The following is an 18,877-nucleotide window of genomic DNA, read 5'->3' as shown; positions in this document are numbered from 1 at the left end:
TCTTTATGCCTCGGGTGGTTGCGGTCGTCGACTGCGTGACTGACCGAATCACCGACAGCCTTGAAAGCGCTCGGTGATTCGGCTTGTTATCAAGCTGTCGTTTTACATATTCGGGTAAGTCGGCCCACCCGCGCCTTCCGGTGTGACCCACGTGATGTTCTGCGAAGGGTCCTTGATGTCACAGGTCTTGCAGTGTACGCAGTTCTGGGCATTGATCTGGAAGCGCTTGGCGCCGTCTTCCTGGGTGATCACTTCATACACGCCAGCCGGGCAGTAACGTTGCGCCGGTTCATCGTAGAGCGGCAGGTTGGTGCCGATCGGGATGCTCGGGTCTTTCAACTTCAAGTGGCACGGCTGCTCCTCTTCATGGTTGGTGCTGGAGAGGAACACCGAGCTCAGCTTGTCGAAGCTCAACTTGCCGTCGGGTTTGGGGTAGTCGATCTTCTTGCTGTCCTTGGCGAGCTTCAAGCAGGCGTAGTCCGGCTTGGTGTCGTGCAGGGTGAACGGCATTTTGCCGCCGAGGATGTTCTGGTCGAACCAGTTGAAGCCGGCGCCGATGATCGGGCCGAACTTGTGCATCGCCGGGCCGAAGTTGCGGGTGGCGAACAGTTCTTCGTACAACCAGCTGGCTTTGAAGCTGTCGACGTAGTTGGTCAGTTCATCACCGCCTTCGGACTCGGCAAACAGACGCTCGGCCACCGCGTCGGCGGCGAGCATGCCGGATTTCATCGCGGTGTGGCTGCCTTTGATCTTGGCTACGTTCATGGTGCCCAAGTCGCAGCCGATCAATGCGCCGCCCTTGAATACCATCTTCGGCAGCGAGTTGATGCCGCCTTTGGCCAGGGCGCGTGCGCCGTAGCTGATGCGCTTGCCGCCTTCCAGGTACTGGGCCAGCACCGGGTGATGCTTGAGACGCTGGAACTCATCGAACGGCGACAGGAAGGTGTTGCTGTAGGACAGGTCGACGATCAGGCCGACAACCACCTGGTTGTTTTCCAGGTGATAAAGGAACGAGCCACCGGTGTTCTCGTTGCTCATGATGTCCAGCGGCCAGCCGGCGGTGTGCACCACCAGGCCTGGCTGATGTTTGGCTGGGTCGATTTCCCAGATTTCCTTCAGGCCGATGCCGTAGTGTTGTACGTCCGAGTCACTGTCCAGCTTGAAGCGCTGGATCAGTTGCTTGCCGATGTGGCCACGGCAGCCTTCGGCGAACAGCGTGTACTTGCCCCGCAGTTCCATACCCGGGGTGTAGACGCCTTCTTTAGGATGGCCTTCGCGGTCGACCCCGAGGTCGCCGGTGATAATCCCGCGCACCACGCCGTTTTCGTCGAACAGCGCTTCCTGGGCGGCGAAGCCTGGGTAGACTTCCACGCCCAGGTTCTCGGCCTGCTGGGCCAGCCAGCGGCACAGGTTGCCCAGGGAGATGATGTAGTTGCCTTCGTTGTGCATGGTCTTGGGCACAAAGAAGTCAGGAACCTTGGTGGAAGTTTCGGGGCTGCGCAGTACATAAATGTCATCGCGCACCACGGGGGTGTTGAGCGGAGCGCCGAGTGCTTTCCAGTCCGGGAACAGTTCGTTCAAGGCACGTGGTTCAAACACGGCACCGGAGAGGATGTGGGCGCCGACTTCGGAGCCTTTCTCGACCACGCAGACGCTGATTTCCTTACCGGCTTCGGCGGCCTTCTGCTTCAGTCGGCAGGCGGCAGACAGGCCTGCCGGGCCAGCGCCGACGATGACCACGTCGAATTCCATGTATTCGCGTTCCACAGGTTATCTCCTACTCAAGGCTCAACAGGCTTTTTTTCTAATGGATGGAGGTTCGGTGTCGCCCCGCGCCAAGGCGTGACCCACCTTTCTCTCTAGGTGGCGCATTATATATAGACCACTGTCAGCGTCCAATACAAACGTTTGTTTGAATTGCCCGCAGGCTAGGTAAATCAAAGAGACGCGGCTTATGACTGGCTATTTTGCCGTATTGACCAGAATAGGTGTTCCGGTCAATATACGGTCGGTTTTGCGCTTACCGTAGGCAGACAGCGGGTTTCAAGAGTACGTCCAAAGACAGGCTAAAGGCATGCGTGCCCATAGGGTGGTGCGCAGTTTACACGCCGCGATAAAGAATGACCTCTCAGTCACCACTGACGAACGGTCATCACTTCCCGATCGCTGAGTCACTGCCGAAGGTTTTGGAGGTGCCCTTGTGTGCCGACGAGCATCAACCGCCAGGTTCGCCTAGGCGACTTTCTTTTCACCGGAGAGTAACGAGGAATCCATGAAGGTTCTTGTAGCTGTCAAACGCGTTGTCGATTACAACGTGAAAGTTCGCGTCAAGGCGGACAATTCCGGCGTCGATCTTGCTAACGTCAAGATGTCGATGAACCCTTTCTGTGAAATCGCTGTGGAAGAAGCCGTACGCCTGAAAGAGAAAGGCGTGGCGACTGAAATCGTCGTGGTTTCCATCGGTCCTACCACTGCTCAAGAGCAGCTGCGTACCGCCCTGGCCCTAGGCGCCGACCGCGCTATCCTGGTCGAGTCCGCTGAAGACCTGACCTCCCTGGCCGTTGCCAAGCTGCTCAAAGCCGTTGTCGACAAGGAACAGCCTCAGCTGGTGATCCTCGGCAAACAAGCCATCGACAGCGACAACAACCAGACTGGCCAGATGCTGGCTGCCCTGACCGGTTACGGCCAAGGCACCTTCGCTTCCAAAGTCGAAGTCAGCGGCGACAGCGTGGCTGTCACCCGTGAAATCGACGGCGGCGCCCAGACAGTTTCGCTGAAACTGCCGGCCATCGTGACCACCGACCTGCGTTTGAACGAGCCGCGCTACGCGTCCCTGCCAAACATCATGAAAGCCAAGAAGAAGCCGCTTGAGTCGGTCACTCCAGACGCTTTGGGCGTGTCCACCGCCTCTACCAACAAGACTGTAAAAGTTGAAGCACCGGCTGCTCGCAGCGCGGGCATCAAGGTCAAGTCGGTGGCTGAACTGGTCGAGAAACTGAAAAACGAAGCGAAGGTAATCTAACAATGACTATCTTGGTAATCGCTGAACACGACAACAAGGTCGTGGCTCCGGCCACCCTGAACACCGTGGCTGCTGCCGCTAAAATCGGTGGCGACATCCACGTGCTGGTAGCCGGCCAAGGCGCAGCTGCTGTGGCTGAAGCCGCTGCGAAAATCGCTGGCGTGAGTAAAGTACTGCTGGCCGACAACGCCGCTTACGCTCACCAGCTGCCGGAAAACGTTGCCCCGCTGATCGCTGAGCTGGGCGCTGGCTACAGCCACATCCTGGCTGCCGCTACTTCCAACGGCAAAAACATCCTGCCACGCGTTGCCGCGCAGCTGGACGTCGATCAGATCTCCGAGATCATCTCGGTAGAAAGCGCTGACACCTTCAAGCGCCCGATCTACGCCGGTAACGCCATTGCTACCGTGCAATCGACCGCTGCCATCAAAGTGATCACCGTGCGTGCCACCGGTTTCGACCCGGTTGCCGCTGAAGGTGGTTCGGCTGCTGTTGAAGCCGTTGCTGCTGCCCACAACGCTGGCACTTCCAGCTTTGTCGGCGAAGAGCTGGCCAAGTCGGATCGTCCTGAGCTGACCGCTGCCAAGATCGTCGTTTCCGGCGGTCGTGGCATGCAGAACGGTGACAACTTCAAGCACCTGTACGCCCTGGCCGACAAGCTGGGCGCTGCGGTCGGCGCCTCCCGCGCGGCCGTCGACGCAGGTTTCGTACCCAACGACATGCAGGTCGGCCAGACCGGCAAGATCGTTGCGCCACAGCTGTACATCGCCGTCGGTATCTCCGGCGCGATCCAGCACTTGGCCGGTATGAAAGACTCCAAAGTGATCGTTGCGATCAACAAGGACGAAGAAGCACCGATCTTCCAGGTGGCTGATTACGGCCTGGTGGCGGACTTGTTCGAAGCCGTACCTGAGTTGGAGAAGCTGGTCTAATCCAGTCGCTTCACTTATAAAGAGCCCGGTCCTTGTGACCGGGCTTTTTTTTGACTTGCTGGAGAGCTACCCAATGGAACTGCGCCCCTGGACCGTATTGCTGGGCCTTACGCTGCTGCCGAGCCTGGCGTTGGCCGCCGGCAAGTGTGAGCGCCTGGTGATCACCGGCAGCCCGGACGCGCCGCCCTTGCTCTGGCGCGACCCGCAGGACCCCACGCACCTGATCGGCGCCACGGCCGATGTGTTGCAACAAGTGGGCAAGGACCTCGGCTTGAAAGTCGACCTGCTCTACGGCGGCAAGCGTTCCCTGGCCCTGGACGAAGTGCGCAGTGGACGCATGGACATCCTCGCCGATGCACCGCTGAACCTGGGCGAGCTTGAAACCCTCGATTACATTCACCCGGCGCTGGTGCAACTCGACTACCTGGTTTGGACGCGCAAGGATTCGGCACTGGCCTATGCCACGGCTGCCGACCTGCATGGTCACAAGGGGGCGGTCTCGGAGCGCGCTCGCTTGAGCGCCGATTTTGAGACGTTCGCCGGCCAGCATCTCACTTTGCAACGCCTGCCGAGCCTGACCCCGGCCTTCCAGAAACTGCTGTTGGGTGAAGTGGACTACGTCCTCGCCGGCCGTTATTCCGGCATGGCCATGGCCCAGACCTTGGGAATGAGCAATGACCTGATCGCCCGCGAAGTGCCCGTCGATCAGCCAGGCCTGTACCTGGCTGTTTCCCACAACTCCGCCTGCAATGATCCGTGGCTGCGCGGACAGTTGGCCAAAAAGATGACAGAATTGTCCGCCTCCGGTGTGGCGCAAGCAGCGTTGCAGAGCAATCTGGAACGCTGGAAAGCGCAATTGCAGCAACCCGTCGGCACCCCAGCAAAGTAAGGATTTTCAGTGACTCTTCGACCTCTATTCGCGGCCCTCGCCGTTGTCGCTCTGGCGGGATGTGCAACCGATCCTGCGCCGAATGAACAAATGCGCCTCACCCAGCAAGCCCTGGAACAAGCCAGCGCGGTGGGTGCCAGCGCGGATGAATCGCCTGAGTTGAAAATGGCCGAAGCCAAATTCGCCCGGGCCCAGGGCAGCATGGCCGACGAGTCCTACAAGAACGCGCGCATGCGCGCCGAGCAAGCCGAACTGGATGCACGCCTGGCCGAAGCCAAAGTGCTGACGCGCAAAAGCCAGGAGCAATTGAACGTGCTCAACACCCGCATCACGCGCCTGCGCAAGCAATTGCAGTTGGGAGAAGCCCAATGAGCCCGATGATTCGTGGTGTGAGCTGTGGGCTGCTGTTGGCCTCTGCCGTCCTCGGCGGTTGCGCCAGCCACCCCGACAGCGAACAGGCCTTGCAACAGGCGGGCAGCGACTTCCAGAAGGTCAAGGAAGACGCCAACGTGCTGCGCTTTGCGCCCAAGGATGTGATTCGCGCGGGTGAGTCCCTGGCTCGCGCCGACCGTCTGTCCAGCTACTGGGGCAGCGGCGCGGACGTGGCGCATTACGCCTACCTGAGCCAGCGCTACAGCGCCATTGCCCGTGAGCACACTGAGCAGGGGCTCAATGCCGAGCGCGGTACCAAGCTCGAACTGGAGCGTCAGCGCCTGCAATTGGCCCTGCGTGAAAACAAACTCACCAGCGTGCAACAACAGGGCAAATGGCTGGAGCAGCAAATCGCCAGCCTGACCACCACCCAGACCGATCGCGGCCTGGTGATGACCCTGGGCGATATGCTGTTCGACACGGGTGAAGCCGAACTGGAAAACTCGGCCAATCGCACAGTGTTGAAGATCGTGCAGTTCCTGCAACTGAACCCCCGGCGCGTGGTACGCATCGAGGGTTACACCGACAACACCGGCGGTGAGCAGGAAAACCTCAAGCTGTCCCGTGACCGAGCGCAATCGGTGGCCGATGTGCTGATAGACCTGGGCATCGACGAAAAACGCATCCAGGTTGAAGGGTATGGCGACCAATATCCCGTTGAGGCCAATGCCTCCGAGCGGGGCAGGGCGCAGAACCGTCGGGTGGAGATTGTGTTCTCTGACGGAAAAGGCCAACTGGGCGCCGCTCGCTAAAGCTCGACACAAATCAAAATGTGAAAGCCGGCCTGTGTGGGAGCGGGCTTGCTCGCGAATGCGGTATTCCAGTCTCCAGATTTGTTGACTGATACACCGCCTTCGCGAGCAAGCCCGCTCCCACATTTGGTTGGGTGTACCTCAGGAAATCTCTTCACCACCCCTACAGTTTTTACTGTCACTCCCGCCTGCGCTCGACTATTGTGGCAACTGTCCCCGTACACTTCTAAACTGTGCCGGTATGTTTCACACAAAAATAAAATACCCGTGAAATCGAGTGCTGCGTCATGACCAATCTGTTGCTCTACCAACGTATCGCCCAGCAGCTGGCTGAGGATATCCGACGCGGTGTCTATCAACCGGGCGAGCGCGTGCCTTCGGTGCGCAAGATGAGCTCCCAGCTCAATGTGAGCCACGCCACGGTATTGCAAGCCTATGCCAACCTGGAAGACCAGGGCCTGATCCGGGCGCGGCCACAATCCGGTTACTACGTGCACCAAACCCCCGCGCTCACGGCACCTACGCCGGACATCGCGCGGGTCGAGCGCCCGGGGTTGGTCACCCGCAGCAGCATCATCCAGCAGGTATTGGTCGAATCGCGCCGCGAAGGCGTGTTCCCGTTGGGCGCCGCCGTGCCGAGTGTGGATTACTTGCCGGTACGGGCACTGCACCAGCAATTGGCCAAGGTCACGCGCTTTCAGAGCCCACGGGCGTTCAGCTACATGTTCAGCCCAGGTTTCGAACCGTTGCGGCGCCAAGTGGCGATCCGCATGCGTGATGCGGGCGTGGTGGTAGACCCCTCCGAAGTGGTGATCACCCACGGTTGCGTCGATGCATTACAGATGTCGCTGCGGGTGCTGACCCGTCCCGGCGACCTGATCGCCGCAGAATCACCGACTTACTACGGCTTGCTGCAACTGGCGGATCTGCTTGGCCTCAAGGTCATCGAGATCCCCAGCGACCCCTCCACAGGCATGAGCCTGGAGGCCCTGCAACTGGCGGCCAACCAATGGTCGATCAAGGCCCTGGTGTTGACCACGCGCCTGAGCAACCCCCTGGGCGGCACCATGCCCGAGGAGCGACAAAAACAGTTGCTGCGCCTGGCGTCGGATTTCGATATCCAGATCGTCGAGGACGATATTTACGGCGAGCTGATGTTCGAAGTCGGCCGTACCAAGGCGTTGAAAGCGTATGACCGCCTGGACCGGGTCATCTACTGCTCAAGTTTTTCCAAGACCTTGTCCCCCGGCGTACGCATCGGTTGGATGATCGCCGGCAAATACCAGCAGGAGATCCAGCGTCTGCAGATGTTCAGCACCCATTCGGCATGCAGCGTCACGCAGATGGGGGTTGCGGCGTACCTGGAGAACGGCGGTTACGACCGGCACCTGCGCTACATCCGTCAGGAGTACCGCAAGAACCTCAACGCCTTCCAGTTGGCGGTGCAGCAGTATTTCCCCGAAGGCACCCAGATGACTCGTCCAAGCGGTGGCTTCATCCTGTGGGTCAGTTTGCCGGGTCGGGTCAATACCCAGGAACTGCACGTGCGTGCCCTGCAACAGGGCATCAGCATCGCGCCGGGACTTATTTTCAGTAATACCGAGCAGTTCAACCACTGTATCCGCCTTAACTGCGGCACGCCGTGGAACCGCGAAGCAGAGCGCGCGCTGATGACATTGGGGATGCTGGCCAGCCAGTTATGCCAGGAAACGGCAGCGGGCTTTTGAGCCAAGGAACGGGGACAACTCCGGTAGCAGGCTAATCACCAGGCTTGTCATGCCGCGCACAACAAGCGAGCATATGGCCCTCTGCCGTTAAAGCTGTTGGCGATATGACTCCTATTTTTCGCGCTGTCATGGTGATTGGCCTGTTAAGCCTGTGCAACGTCGGCACCGTGCTGGCGGCATCGCCTGTGACGTCTGACAAACCGGCTGCCAGCAGCCAGCAGAAGCCTCCCGCGAAAAAACCGACGCCCGCCAAAAAAGCCCCCGAAACGAAGAAAAAAGCCGCCACGGTAAAAAAACGTGCACCGATTGCAACAAAGTCCAAGTCGGCCCATGAAGTCGCGCAGACCAAATTGCCACCGGCACAGTTGGATTTGTCCCTGCCTTCTGACATGGTTCGGCACTTGCAACCCCTCGGCACCGTGCCCAAACCGAAGAGCGTGCCCTTGCTGCCGCCGATGTTTGGCGAAAAGCCTACCGACAACAGTGCCTTCCAGATCAACGGTCGCCTGCTCAGCAATGAGATGAAGCTGCAACTGCGCAACGAAGAACGCCGCGAAGTGGAAGGCGCCGCGTTGGAATTCGAGTTCAAGCAGTAAACTTTTCCCACAAACGTGACGTCGCTCTTCGACCATGTGTCGGAGACTGGTCGGTCATTTTTGTTTTCTGCGAAAAACCACTGTTAGACCATTTTAAAACGGCTGTTTAAGGGCGTACTCTAGCCCGGCCATCCACATTGAGTCGTCGAGGACCTGCTGGTCATGAATTGCCGTGAAGGCTGTGGCGCTTGCTGCATCGCCCCCTCCATCAGTTCGCCCTTACCGGGAATGCCCCATGGCAAACCTGCGGGCGAACGCTGCCTGCACCTGTCGGTCGAACAGCTATGCCAGCTGTTCGGGCAGCCGGAGCGACCGGCGGTGTGCAGTGATTTCAAGGCAGATATCGAGGTCTGTGGCACCGACCAAGCCGATGCGATCCGGTTGATCGGCTGGTGGGAGCAGATGACGGCGGCTTGATGGGCTTTACTATCGGAACTTCAACAATAAGGAATACAACAATGGGTTCGCTGAAACGAATGGCTGTGTTGTGCGGTTTTACGGTGTTGTTTGCTGCCACTGCCCAGGCTGAGGATTGGCAAGTCGCCAAGGACGAAGACGGTATCAAGGTGTCCCTGAGCGAAATTGCCGGCTCCAAGTACAAAGCGTATCGCGGCGTTACCACGATCAAGGCGCCAGTTGCCAAGATCCAGGCGCTGCAGGAGGACGTGGCCGGTGCCTGCTCCTGGATTCACGAGTGCAAGTCGCAAAAGTTGCTCAAGACCGAGGGTGACAAGAGCTGGACCTACACGCAGTTCAAGGCTCCATTCCCAGTGACCGACCGTGATTCCATCCTGGAAATCACCACCAGCAAGGCTGCTGACGGCACCGTCACCCGCAAGTTGCTGGAAGTACCTACCTATCAGCCAGAAGTGAAAGGCTATGTGCGCGTGGCGCAGGTAGACGGCTACTGGAAACTGGTACCCAAAGGCGACAACCTCACCGAAGTCACCTACCAGGTGCACACCGAGCCAGGCGGCAGCGTGCCATCGTGGTTGGCCAACAAGTTTGTGGTGGACGCGCCGTTCAACACCTTGAAAGCCCTCAAAGATCACGCTGAAAAATAAGCGCAACTGATCCGGTGCCTCCGGCCTTGAGTGGAACGTTTGGCGAGCCCTCAAGGTCCAGATAGATGTAAGCCCACACACGGGTTTTATCGAGGAGGCACCGATGCAAAAGTGGCAAATTACCTTCGTTGATGATCATGGTCAGAAAACCGTGGAAGAGGTGACCTGCGATCAAAAGCCCAGCCTCGAAGACGCTGCGCACATGATTCGCAGCAAGCTGGTGCCCATCGCCGCCGAACTCGACCTCAATGACCTTGAGGGCCGCAAGCCCGAGCCGACGGTCAAGATCCTTAAAGACCAGAACAGTATCCAGATCCTCGACATCTCTCCTGCCGCCTGAACATTCCCTGTCAGCACTTAAAGCGCCTCTGGTGGAGGTGATAGCTTCGCGCTACTCTGCAATCGAGATCAGCGAATGAATCGCTAAGGTCTGGTCTTGTCAGCTACATGCTTGTTTTCCAGCGGTGATGTCAGTGCCGTAGCACCCACGCTAGTACGGCGTGGGCTTCGGGAAGCACGGAAAGTCTATCCATCGGTTTGAGGAGGACGTTTCATGAGCACAGCCTATCAAGAAGACATCAGCACCAATGTTCTGCGCCGCATGAAAGAAGGCGGCTTCGACTTCTCACGTTTCCACCCCATCGAGTTCTACGCCATTTTCCCGGATGAGGAACGTGCGCGCAGGGCTGCGGGTCGGTTTCGTGGGGAATCCCTGAATGCCCAGGTCAGTGCGCGCGACGATGGCGCCTGGTACCTGGAGTTGAGCAAAATCATGTTCGCTACCTACGACGGCATAGGAGACTTCGAGCAAGACTTTGAGGCGGTGGTCGAGCCGCTGGGCGGGATCATCGAAGGATGGGGCGTCAAGCAGGAGGTGCGTGGTTTACCCATGTAGTTGCATGAAAAACACAGCGTATCGGCTGACCTTTGGGTCGGCCGTTTTTGTTTGCGCGGTGGGAAAACTATTCGGAACTTGCGCGCCACTTTCGCGCACCAAAAAAAAGGCCACCCAAGAGGGTGGCTTAAAGGGAAGAGTGGAGGGCTGAAGCTGTAGGACGGGTCCTGTTCAGCAGATGGGGCCGATTATCCGCAGGCCAGGTCGGGCAGTGAAATCAACTCTGGCTATGCTGTTGATAGTCAAAGCCCGCATTACGATGAAGCGCACCACAGGACAGCGGGCATTCTGCGCACCAGGACGGTGCGATTAGATCCCTGTGTTTATTCAACTCACTGATTTTTAAGTGTTTATGCCGCTGGCACGGGCCTTGCGATGGTTCTTGCGCCCGGGTGACAAGGAGTTCGGCATGATCCGCACTTATTACGACGAAATGTACGATGGGGCAGGCCAGGTCCGCCCTCACTACCGCGAGTTCGCCCGCTGGTTGGCTGAAACTCCGCCAGAATTGCTGGCGCAGCGCCGGCGTGAAGCGGATTTGCTGTTTCACCGCGCCGGCATCACCTTCACCCTTTACGGAGACGAGCAGGGCACCGAGCGGCTGATTCCCTTCGACACCATCCCACGCAGCATTCCGGCCAGCGAATGGCGGATTGTCGAGCGCGGCTGCATCCAACGGGTCAAGGCGCTGAACATGTTTCTCGCCGACCTCTATCACGAGCAGCGCATCATCAAGGCCGGGATCATTCCCGCCGAGCAGGTGCTGGCCAACGAGCAATATCAGCTGGCGATGCAGGGCCTGGACCTGCACCGCGACCTGTATTCCCACATATCCGGTGTCGACCTCGTACGTGATGGCGACGGCACCTACTACGTGCTGGAAGACAACCTGCGTACGCCGAGCGGTGTCAGCTACATGCTCGAAGACCGCAAAATGATGATGCGCCTGTTCCCCGAGCTGTTTGCGGCCCAACGCATCGCACCGATCGATCACTACCCCAACCTGCTGCTCGACACCCTTAAAAGCTCCAGCCCCCTGGATAACCCCAGCGTGGTGGTGCTGACCCCTGGGCGCTTCAACAGCGCGTTCTTTGAGCATGCATTCCTCGCTCGGGAAATGGGCGTGGAGTTGGTCGAAGGCGCCGACCTGTTCGTACGCGATGACCGCGTGTTCATGCGCACCACCGACGGCCCCAAAGCCGTGGACGTGATCTACCGTCGGCTTGACGATGCTTTCCTCGACCCGCTGGCTTTCAACCCGGATTCCATGCTCGGCGTGCCTGGCCTGCTCGCGGCCTATCGCTGCGGCAACGTGGTGATGGCCAATGCCATCGGCACTGGGGTGGCGGATGACAAGTCGGTGTATCCATTCGTCACCGAGATGATCCGTTTTTACCTGGATGAAGAGCCGATCCTGAAGAACGTTCCGACGTTCCAATGCCGTAAGCCCGATGAACTGTCCCACGTACTGGCCAACCTGCCGGACCTGGTGGTGAAGGAAACCCAAGGCTCCGGCGGCTACGGCATGCTGGTGGGGCCGGCGTCCACGGCGGCGGAAATCGAAGCCTTCCGCGCGCGTATCAAAGCCAAGCCCCATGCGTATATCGCCCAGCCGACCCTGTGTTTATCCACGTGCCCGACGTTTGTCGAAAACGGCATTGCACCACGCCATATCGACCTGCGTCCGTTCGTGTTGTCTGGCAAGGAAACCCGCGTGGTGCCTGGCGGCTTGACCCGCGTAGCGCTGCGAGAAGGCTCGCTGGTGGTGAACTCGTCCCAGGGCGGCGGCACCAAAGACACCTGGGTGGTAGAGGACTGAATGCCATGCTGAGTAGAACTGCCTCGGATTTGTACTGGATGTCGCGCTACCTGGAGCGTGCGGAAAACCTCGCGCGCATGCTCGATGTCAGCTATTCGCTGTCGCTGATGCCCCAAGATGGGCATGGCGATGGCCTGCACGAACTTGCCATGCCGTTGCTGATCACCGGCACCCTGGAGGATTACCACGAGCGCCACGGCGAACTGCACGCGGAACGCTTGTTGCACTTCTTTGCTCTGGACGCGGCCAACCCGGCGAGCATCTACAGCTGCCTCGGCGCCGCGCGGGCCAGCGCCCATGCGGTGCGTGGGCGAATTACGGCGGACATGTGGGAAAACATCAACGCCACCTGGCTGGATATTCGCGATATCGCCCAGCAAGGCTTGAGCCGCTACGGCATGAGCCGGTTCTGTGAGTGGGTCAAGGAGCGCTCCCATCTGTTTCGCGGTGCGACTTACGGCACGATCATGCGCAACGATGCCTTTCGTTTCATTCGCCTGGGCACCTTTATCGAACGAGCCGACAACACCCTGCGCCTGCTCGACGCCCGCTACGAGATGGCCGGCGACCGCGCCGAAGCCGTCACCGATGGCACGGCCCACGCCTACTATCAGTGGAGCGCCTTGTTGCGAGCGCTGTCGTCGTTCGAGGCTTACACCGAGATCTATCGTGATGCGCCGGGCGCCCGCCAAGTAGCCGAATTGTTGCTGTTGCGCGCCGATGTGCCGCGTTCGTTGCGGGCCTGCAGCGAAGAGATCGATCAGATCCTCGCCAGCCTGCCCGGCCTCAACGGCCGCCCGGCCCAGCGCCTGGCCGCCGAGATGGACGCGCGCCTGCGCTTTACCGCGATCGACGAAATTCTGGAGGAAGGCCTGCACGCCTGGCTGACCGATTTCATTCCTTTGGTCCGCCAGTTGGGCGACGCCATCTACAGTTCCTACCTGGAGGCCGCATGAGACTCTCCATCAGCCACGAAACCACCTACCACTATGACGACCAAGTGCGCGCCAGCATCCAGTACTTGCGCCTCACGCCCCACGACAGCGAGCGCCAGCACGTCCTTAGCTGGCAGCTCGACTTGCCGCGCCCGGTGCGTGCGCAGGTGGACCCATTCGGCAACATCCTACATGTACTGACCCTGGACGAACCCCACGACGCCATCATCATCGGCGCCCGTGGCCAGGTGGATATCGACGAGTTGCGCGAGGCCGAACATGAAAGCCAGTCGGCGTTCCCGTTTCTGCGCAGCACACGCTTGACCGAGCCGGACGACGCCCTGCGCCGTTTTGCCGAGCAGCACTGCCATCAACGACGCGACCGCACGGCGTTGATCGACCTGATGCAGGCGCTCAACCAGGCGATGGTCTACACCCCTGGTGCCACCGAAGTCGACACCAGTGCCGCCCAAGCCTTCGCCGGGCGTGCGGGCGTGTGCCAGGACCACACCCACGCGTTCCTGGCCTGCGCGCGCAGCCTCGGAATTCCAGCGCGGTATGTGTCAGGGTATTTGTACACCGAAGACAGCGCACACCTGGCCAGCCACGCCTGGGCCGAAGCCTGGCTGGACGACGCTTGGTATAGCTTTGATGTGACCAACCAGCTGGCACGGCCGGAGCGGCATCTGAAGCTGGCCGTCGGCCTCGACTACCTCGACGCCTGCCCGGTACGCGGCATGCGCCGTGGCGGTGGGCATGAGCAGATGCATGCCAAGGTGTTTGTGGCGCCGACGCCGGTTATTTCCGTGCAACAGCAATAACTGGTTGTAGTGAGCGGGCTTGCCCCGCGCCGGGGTGCGAAGCAGCCCTAACGCAGTCACCGCATTCTTCCAGGCAAAATTGAGTTGCCTGGATTTGGGGCTGCTACGCACCCCGGCGCGGGGCAAGCCCGCTCACTACAATGGCTGCTTACGCCCCGCCATATGCTTCAAATACCCCACCAGCAACTCCAGCTCATTGTCCGGCAACACACTGGTCGCAAACGCCGGCATCTTCGCCTGCGGCCAGTGCCGCAAGCTCTGCGGGTCACGGATGTAGCGCTTGAGGAAATCGCCGCCGAAATATTCGGTAGGGTTGTAGGGAATATTCAAGTCCGGGCCCACCTGCGCGTCACCCGCACCATTGAGGCGGTGGCAGGCCAGGCAGTTCTTCTGGAACAACGCAAAGCCCTGGTTGATCGGGTCATTGGCCGCCAGTTTCGGGTCTGGCAACAGTGCGGGGAAACGTTCGGCCACGGTCTTCAGTTGCTTGATGCCCGAGATCTGGAACGGCCACTGCTCCGGGCTGATATGCCCTGCTTGAGGGTTGGTCCACACCAGGTAAAACGGCCCAGCACTCGGCTTGCCCTCTGCCAGCGCAGGCCACGGCTGCGCCGGGTCTTCCACCGCCAGCCACGCACGAGCGCCTTTTTGTTCCAGCAGCGGCGCGGCGGTGAGTTCGGCGGCGAATCCATCCAGGGCAACGGCCTGCAGATGACTCTTCGGCTCAAGCCCCGGTAGGAGCACTGCCAGCGGTACTGCGCGATAAGTCATGGTGCGCTTGTAGGACACGTCATCGATGATCTGTACGGTTTGCACATCCGGGTGCTTGAGCAGGTCGGCGGTCTGCCAGGTCTTGCTGGCGTGGTCCAGTTCGATGGTCAGTTGCGCCGCCGAAACCGGCAGGGCGATTAACAAGGCGAGGAGGGCGAGGATCGATTTCAAGAGGAAGGCCCGATGCGAAGTGGCGATGGGGCTCACGATACCGGAAATCTGCATGCAAAAAGGCAGCCCCTGCAGGACCGCTATGCGCAATGTCCCGGCAGGTGCTGCCAAAAACTGCAGTCCTGATGCTGTGCGTGCATGGAATGTGGAGGTTGAGGGGTCACCCAATAACCTTGGTTAAATTGGGCAGGATCAGAATCAGTGTGGTGGCGAAGAGAATAAGTCCCGCCTGGCGTACTTTCGTATGTTTGAACATGGCTGACTGCCTTTTGTTGTTATTCCTGAGCGTCAAATGCGTGCCGGTCAATTTCAGTATCGCGGTGTGACGTGACACTTTTTTTACAGCTGCTCCAGCAAAACCCGGCAGCAACCTCCTACTGATTCAACCTTAGAGCCCTCGTTCTGCGTGGCTTAGATCCATTTCATATCAGCTAAGCGGAATTTGCGCTTAAAACGGCATGAGGCCTAACGCCATCTTGGCGCCAGACCCTTGGCTAGACAGCTAAAACGATTAATCACCCAATGGCGTCGGGTGCCTACCGTTCGTCCGAGCGAGAGGGTCAAAAGCAATGAGCGCATCCGTCATTGAAACCGTGTCAATCGGGCCTAAGGTAGGGGCACACACGCACAGCGGTTCGAGGACGTCATGACCCAAGCTTTGATCTTTGATGCGATACGCACGCCCCGTGGCAAAGGCAAGGCCGACGGCGCCTTGCACAGTGTCAAACCGGTAAACCTGGTGGCCGGCTTGCTCACCGCGCTGGCCCAACGCAGCGACCTCGATACCCATCAAGTCGATGACATCGTCCTCGGCTGCGTCACCCCGATAGGCGACCAGGGCGCCGACATCGCCAAGACCGCCGCCTTAGTGGCGGACTGGGACATCAGCGTCGCCGGCGTGCAAATCAACCGCTTCTGCGCCTCGGGCCTGGAAGCGGTGAACCTTGGCGCGATGAAAGTGCGTTCCGGGTTCGAAGACCTGGTGGTGGTCGGTGGCGTCGAGTCCATGTCCCGCGTGCCCATGGGCAGTGATGGCGGGGCCTGGGTGCTCGACCCGCAGACCAATATGCACAGCCACTTCACCCCTCAAGGCATCGGTGCGGATTTGATCGCCACTCTCGAAGGCTTCACCCGCCAGGACGTCGACGCCTTCGCCTTACATTCCCAGCAGAAAGCCGCCAGGGCCCGCGCAGACGGTTCCTTCAACAAATCGCTGATCGCGGTGCAGGACCAGAACGGCATTGTGCTGCTGGACCACGATGAATTTATCCGCGCCGACTCCACCCTCGACGGCTTGAGCAAGCTCAAGCCGAGCTTTGAGATGATGGGGCAAATGGGCTTCGACGCCACCGCATTGCGGGTCTACAGCCATGTGGAGCGCATCAACCATGTGCACACGCCGGGCAACAGTTCCGGCATTGTCGACGGCGCGGCGCTAATGTTGATCGGCTCAGAGGCGAAGGGCCGCGAGTTGGGCTTGCAGCCCAGGGCGCGCATCGTCGCGACAGCGGTGACCAGCACCGACCCGACCATCATGCTCACCGGCCCCGCGCCCGCTACGCGCAAGGCCTTGGCCAAGGCCGGCCTGCGGGTCGAGGACATCGACCTGTTTGAAGTGAATGAAGCGTTCGCGTCGGTGGTGCTCAAGTTCATCAAGGACATGGGCATCGATGCCGGGCGGGTCAACGTCAACGGTGGCTCCATCGCCATGGGCCACCCGCTGGGCGCTACGGGTTGCGCGATTCTGGGCACCTTGCTCGATGAATTGGAGGCGCGCCAACAGCGCTACGGCCTGGCCACCCTGTGTGTCGGTGGTGGGATGGGCATCGCCACGATTATTGAACGCCTCTGAGCCCAAGGAATTTGTCATGACCCAAGCCATTCGTTACGAAAAAGGCCAGGACCAGATCGTGGTGCTGACCCTCGACATGCCCGGCCAGAGCGCCAACACCATGAACGGTGCGTACCGCGAAGCCATGGCCGCCACCGTTACACGTCTGGAGGCGGAAAAAGACACGCTGGCCGGCGTAGTCATCACCTCGGCTAAAAAGACGTTCTTTGCCGGCGGCGACCTCAATGAGTTGATCAAGGTCGACAAGGCCCATGCCAAGGATTTCTACGACGGCGTGCTGGTATTGAAAGCGCAGCTGCGCCGCCTGGAAACCCTCGGCAAACCGGTGGTGGCCGCAATCAACGGTGCGGCCTTGGGCGGCGGTTGGGAGATTTGCCTGGCGTGCCATTACCGGGTCGCGCTGGACGACAAGTCGGTGCAACTTGGCCTGCCGGAAGTGACCTTGGGCTTGCTGCCGGGCGGCGGCGGGGTGGTGCGCATGGTGCGCATGCTGGGGTTGGAAAAGGCCTTGCCGTATTTGCTGGAAGGCAAAAAGGTGCGACCACAGCAGGCGCTGCAAGCCGGATTGATTCATGCGCTTGCAGCAGACCGCGACGAGCTGCTGGCCAAGTCCCGCGCGTGGATTCTGGCCAACCCTGAGGCCAAGCAGCCTTGGGACAACAAGGCTTATCAGATCCCCGGCGGCACGCCATCGAGCCCGAAGGTGGCGCAGATGCTTGCCATTGCACCGTCGATCTTGCGCAGCAAAACCAACGGTTGTTTCCCCGCCCCGGAGAAGATTCTCTGTGCTGCCGTTGAAGGCGCGCAGGTGGATTTCGACACCGCACACCTGATCGAAACCCGTTATTTCACCGAACTGGTGACGGGCCAAGTGGCGAAAAACATGATTGGCACCTTCTGGTTCCAGCTCAATGAGATCAACGCAGGCCGTTCGCGACCGCAAGGTTTTGCGCCCTATGTGACGCGTAAGGTCGGTGTGTTGGGCGCCGGGATGATGGGGGCAGGCATTGCTTATGTCAGCGCCAGTGCGGGCATCGAAGTGGTGCTCAAGGACATCAACCTGGCGGCGGCCGAGAAGGGCAAGGCGCATTCGGCAGCGCTGCTGGACAAGAAGGTCAGCCGTGGGCAATTGGCCGCCGAGCAGCGCGAAACCATCCTGTCGCGGATTCTTCCCACGGCGTCCGATACCGATCTGGCCGGTTGCGACCTGATCATCGAGGCGGTGTTTGAAGACCGCGAGCTTAAAGCCAAAGTCTCCGCTGCTGCCCAAGGCGTGGTCGGCGCCGATGCAGTCATCGCCTCCAACACTTCAACCTTGCCCATCAGCGGATTGGCCAAGGCGGTGCCGGACCAGAGCAAATTCATCGGCCTGCATTTTTTCAGCCCAGTGGACAAAATGCCCTTGGTGGAGATCATCAAGGGAGTCCAAACGTCAGATGAAACCCTGGCCCGGGGTTTCGACTTCGTACTGCAAATCAAGAAAACCCCGATTGTGGTCAACGACAGTCGCGGCTTCTTCACCTCGCGCGTCTTCGGCACCTTTACCAACGAAGGCATCGCCATGCTCGGTGAAGGCGTGGCCGCGCCAATGATCGAGACCGAAGCACGCAAGGCCGGCATGCCGGTGGGGCCGTTGGCGGTGTCGGATGAAGTATCCCTCAGCCTCATGAGCCATATCCGACAGCAGGCGACCAAGGATCTGCAGGCGGAAGGCAAGGCCGTGCCGAGCCATCCTGCGACGGCGGTGATCGACTTGTTGGTGAACGAGTACAAGCGCACGGGCAAGGCGGCGGGCGGCGGTTTTTACGACTATCCCGCCGGTGGCCCAAAGCACCTGTGGCCCGAGCTTAAACACCGTTTTGAACGGCCCGATCAACGCATCTCGCCGCAGGATGTGCGCGACCGTCTGCTGTTTATCCAGGCCATCGAGACCGTGCGGTGTGTGGAGGAGGGCGTGTTGATGTCCACGGCGGATGCCAACGTTGGTTCCATCTTCGGCATCGGCTTTGCCGCGTGGAGCGGTGGCGCGTTGCAGTTCATCAACCAGTACGGTTTGGACGACTTCATCGCCCGGGCGCGTTATTTGGCGGAGCAGTATGGCGAGCGTTTTGCGCCTCCTGCGTTGTTGCTGGAGAAAGCCGCACGAGGTGAAGTCTTCCGGTGATATCTCTGTAGGAGCGAGCACGCTCGCTCCCATGG

The 18,877-nt window shown here is 59.9% G+C and carries 18 protein-coding genes; 16 read left to right on the top strand and 2 right to left on the bottom strand.

Translation table 11 applies throughout. The annotated features are described in order from the left end of the window. Positions 1-102 precede the first annotated feature (102 nt). On the bottom strand, positions 103-1,767 hold the full coding sequence (locus CFE47_RS23170; RefSeq protein WP_286840711.1) for an electron transfer flavoprotein-ubiquinone oxidoreductase: 1,665 nt from the start codon (positions 1,765-1,767) through the stop codon (positions 103-105). Between the two features lie 505 nt (positions 1,768-2,272). Between CFE47_RS23170 and CFE47_RS23165 the strand changes: the two genes are divergently transcribed. The 14 genes from CFE47_RS23165 (at position 2,273) to CFE47_RS23100 (ending at position 13,884) form a co-directional block, all read left to right on the top strand. Beyond that, positions 2,273-3,022: an electron transfer flavoprotein subunit beta/FixA family protein gene (locus tag CFE47_RS23165; RefSeq protein ID WP_105697633.1), complete on the top strand. Its 750-nt coding sequence runs from the start codon at positions 2,273-2,275 to the stop codon at positions 3,020-3,022. 2 nt (positions 3,023-3,024) lie between these two features. Beyond that, positions 3,025-3,954 (top strand): electron transfer flavoprotein subunit alpha/FixB family protein, encoded by a 930-nt coding sequence (locus CFE47_RS23160; protein ID WP_185703293.1) that lies wholly within the window; start codon positions 3,025-3,027, stop codon positions 3,952-3,954. 73 nt (positions 3,955-4,027) lie between these two features. Continuing rightward, entirely contained in the window at positions 4,028-4,843 is an 816-nt protein-coding gene (locus CFE47_RS23155; protein ID WP_286840710.1) for a substrate-binding periplasmic protein, read from the top strand. 9 nt (positions 4,844-4,852) lie between these two features. Continuing rightward, positions 4,853-5,215, top strand: coding sequence for a DUF4398 domain-containing protein (locus CFE47_RS23150; protein WP_185703297.1), 363 nt, complete (start codon positions 4,853-4,855; stop codon positions 5,213-5,215). After that, the gene (locus CFE47_RS23145; RefSeq protein ID WP_286840709.1) at positions 5,212-6,027 is read left to right on the top strand and encodes an OmpA family protein; all 816 of its coding nucleotides are present in this window, start codon (positions 5,212-5,214) and stop codon (positions 6,025-6,027) included. The genes CFE47_RS23150 and CFE47_RS23145 overlap by 4 nt, the downstream gene beginning before the upstream one ends. A gap of 287 nt (positions 6,028-6,314) precedes the next feature. Next, positions 6,315-7,754, top strand: coding sequence for an aminotransferase-like domain-containing protein (locus tag CFE47_RS23140; RefSeq protein ID WP_185703301.1), 1,440 nt, complete (start codon positions 6,315-6,317; stop codon positions 7,752-7,754). 104 nt (positions 7,755-7,858) lie between these two features. After that, positions 7,859-8,350, top strand: coding sequence for a translation initiation factor 2 (locus CFE47_RS23135; RefSeq protein WP_286840708.1), 492 nt, complete (start codon positions 7,859-7,861; stop codon positions 8,348-8,350). 162 nt (positions 8,351-8,512) lie between these two features. Beyond that, positions 8,513-8,767 (top strand): YkgJ family cysteine cluster protein, encoded by a 255-nt coding sequence (locus CFE47_RS23130; protein ID WP_185703305.1) that lies wholly within the window; start codon positions 8,513-8,515, stop codon positions 8,765-8,767. A 41-nt stretch (positions 8,768-8,808) separates the two neighbouring features. Beyond that, entirely contained in the window at positions 8,809-9,414 is a 606-nt protein-coding gene (locus tag CFE47_RS23125; protein WP_286840707.1) for an START domain-containing protein, read from the top strand. Positions 9,415-9,517: 103 nt separating this feature from the next. After that, positions 9,518-9,754, top strand: a complete 237-nt coding sequence (locus CFE47_RS23120; protein WP_185703309.1) for a hypothetical protein — start codon at positions 9,518-9,520, stop codon at positions 9,752-9,754. 213 nt (positions 9,755-9,967) lie between these two features. Next, positions 9,968-10,309 (top strand): ribonuclease E inhibitor RraB, encoded by a 342-nt coding sequence (locus CFE47_RS23115; RefSeq protein WP_003193463.1) that lies wholly within the window; start codon positions 9,968-9,970, stop codon positions 10,307-10,309. A gap of 409 nt (positions 10,310-10,718) precedes the next feature. After that, on the top strand, positions 10,719-12,128 hold the full coding sequence (locus tag CFE47_RS23110) for a circularly permuted type 2 ATP-grasp protein (protein WP_286840706.1): 1,410 nt from the start codon (positions 10,719-10,721) through the stop codon (positions 12,126-12,128). Between the two features lie 5 nt (positions 12,129-12,133). Beyond that, a complete protein-coding gene (locus CFE47_RS23105) occupies positions 12,134-13,084 on the top strand; it encodes an alpha-E domain-containing protein (protein ID WP_185703311.1) in 951 nt (316 codons plus the stop codon). After that, positions 13,081-13,884 carry a transglutaminase family protein gene (locus CFE47_RS23100; RefSeq protein WP_185703313.1) on the top strand — a complete coding sequence of 268 codons (804 nt, stop codon included), beginning with the start codon at positions 13,081-13,083 and terminating at the stop codon, positions 13,882-13,884. The genes CFE47_RS23105 and CFE47_RS23100 overlap by 4 nt, the downstream gene beginning before the upstream one ends. A gap of 135 nt (positions 13,885-14,019) precedes the next feature. On the opposite strand, the gene CFE47_RS23095 is transcribed toward CFE47_RS23100, so the two are convergent. Then, the gene (locus tag CFE47_RS23095) at positions 14,020-14,826 is read right to left on the bottom strand and encodes a c-type cytochrome (protein WP_286840740.1); all 807 of its coding nucleotides are present in this window, start codon (positions 14,824-14,826) and stop codon (positions 14,020-14,022) included. Positions 14,827-15,472: 646 nt separating this feature from the next. Between CFE47_RS23095 and CFE47_RS23090 the strand changes: the two genes are divergently transcribed. Further along, positions 15,473-16,678 carry an acetyl-CoA C-acetyltransferase gene (locus CFE47_RS23090; protein WP_286840705.1) on the top strand — a complete coding sequence of 402 codons (1,206 nt, stop codon included), beginning with the start codon at positions 15,473-15,475 and terminating at the stop codon, positions 16,676-16,678. Between the two features lie 16 nt (positions 16,679-16,694). Then, positions 16,695-18,842 carry a 3-hydroxyacyl-CoA dehydrogenase NAD-binding domain-containing protein gene (locus tag CFE47_RS23085; RefSeq protein WP_286840704.1) on the top strand — a complete coding sequence of 716 codons (2,148 nt, stop codon included), beginning with the start codon at positions 16,695-16,697 and terminating at the stop codon, positions 18,840-18,842. Positions 18,843-18,877 lie beyond the last annotated feature (35 nt).

The sequence above is a fragment of the Pseudomonas sp. PGPPP1 genome, from assembly GCF_002255865.1.
Taxonomy (GTDB): Bacteria; Pseudomonadota; Gammaproteobacteria; order Pseudomonadales; family Pseudomonadaceae; genus Aquipseudomonas; species Aquipseudomonas cremoris.
The sequence above is the reverse complement of the archived record's forward strand: the minus strand, read 5'-3'. Positions and strand labels throughout refer to the sequence as shown.

Coding starts and splice junctions, on each gene's coding strand:
- CFE47_RS23165 (WP_105697633.1), top strand. CDS start 2,273: ATGAAGGTTCTTGTAGCTGTCAAACGCGTTGTCGATTACAACGTGAAA.
- CFE47_RS23160 (WP_185703293.1), top strand. CDS start 3,025: ATGACTATCTTGGTAATCGCTGAACACGACAACAAGGTCGTGGCTCCG.
- CFE47_RS23155 (WP_286840710.1), top strand. CDS start 4,028: ATGGAACTGCGCCCCTGGACCGTATTGCTGGGCCTTACGCTGCTGCCG.
- CFE47_RS23145 (WP_286840709.1), top strand. CDS start 5,212: ATGAGCCCGATGATTCGTGGTGTGAGCTGTGGGCTGCTGTTGGCCTCT.
- CFE47_RS23140 (WP_185703301.1), top strand. CDS start 6,315: ATGACCAATCTGTTGCTCTACCAACGTATCGCCCAGCAGCTGGCTGAG.
- CFE47_RS23135 (WP_286840708.1), top strand. CDS start 7,859: ATGACTCCTATTTTTCGCGCTGTCATGGTGATTGGCCTGTTAAGCCTG.
- CFE47_RS23130 (WP_185703305.1), top strand. CDS start 8,513: ATGAATTGCCGTGAAGGCTGTGGCGCTTGCTGCATCGCCCCCTCCATC.
- CFE47_RS23125 (WP_286840707.1), top strand. CDS start 8,809: ATGGGTTCGCTGAAACGAATGGCTGTGTTGTGCGGTTTTACGGTGTTG.
- CFE47_RS23120 (WP_185703309.1), top strand. CDS start 9,518: ATGCAAAAGTGGCAAATTACCTTCGTTGATGATCATGGTCAGAAAACC.
- CFE47_RS23115 (WP_003193463.1), top strand. CDS start 9,968: ATGAGCACAGCCTATCAAGAAGACATCAGCACCAATGTTCTGCGCCGC.
- CFE47_RS23110 (WP_286840706.1), top strand. CDS start 10,719: ATGATCCGCACTTATTACGACGAAATGTACGATGGGGCAGGCCAGGTC.
- CFE47_RS23105 (WP_185703311.1), top strand. CDS start 12,134: ATGCTGAGTAGAACTGCCTCGGATTTGTACTGGATGTCGCGCTACCTG.
- CFE47_RS23100 (WP_185703313.1), top strand. CDS start 13,081: ATGAGACTCTCCATCAGCCACGAAACCACCTACCACTATGACGACCAA.
- CFE47_RS23090 (WP_286840705.1), top strand. CDS start 15,473: ATGACCCAAGCTTTGATCTTTGATGCGATACGCACGCCCCGTGGCAAA.
- CFE47_RS23085 (WP_286840704.1), top strand. CDS start 16,695: ATGACCCAAGCCATTCGTTACGAAAAAGGCCAGGACCAGATCGTGGTG.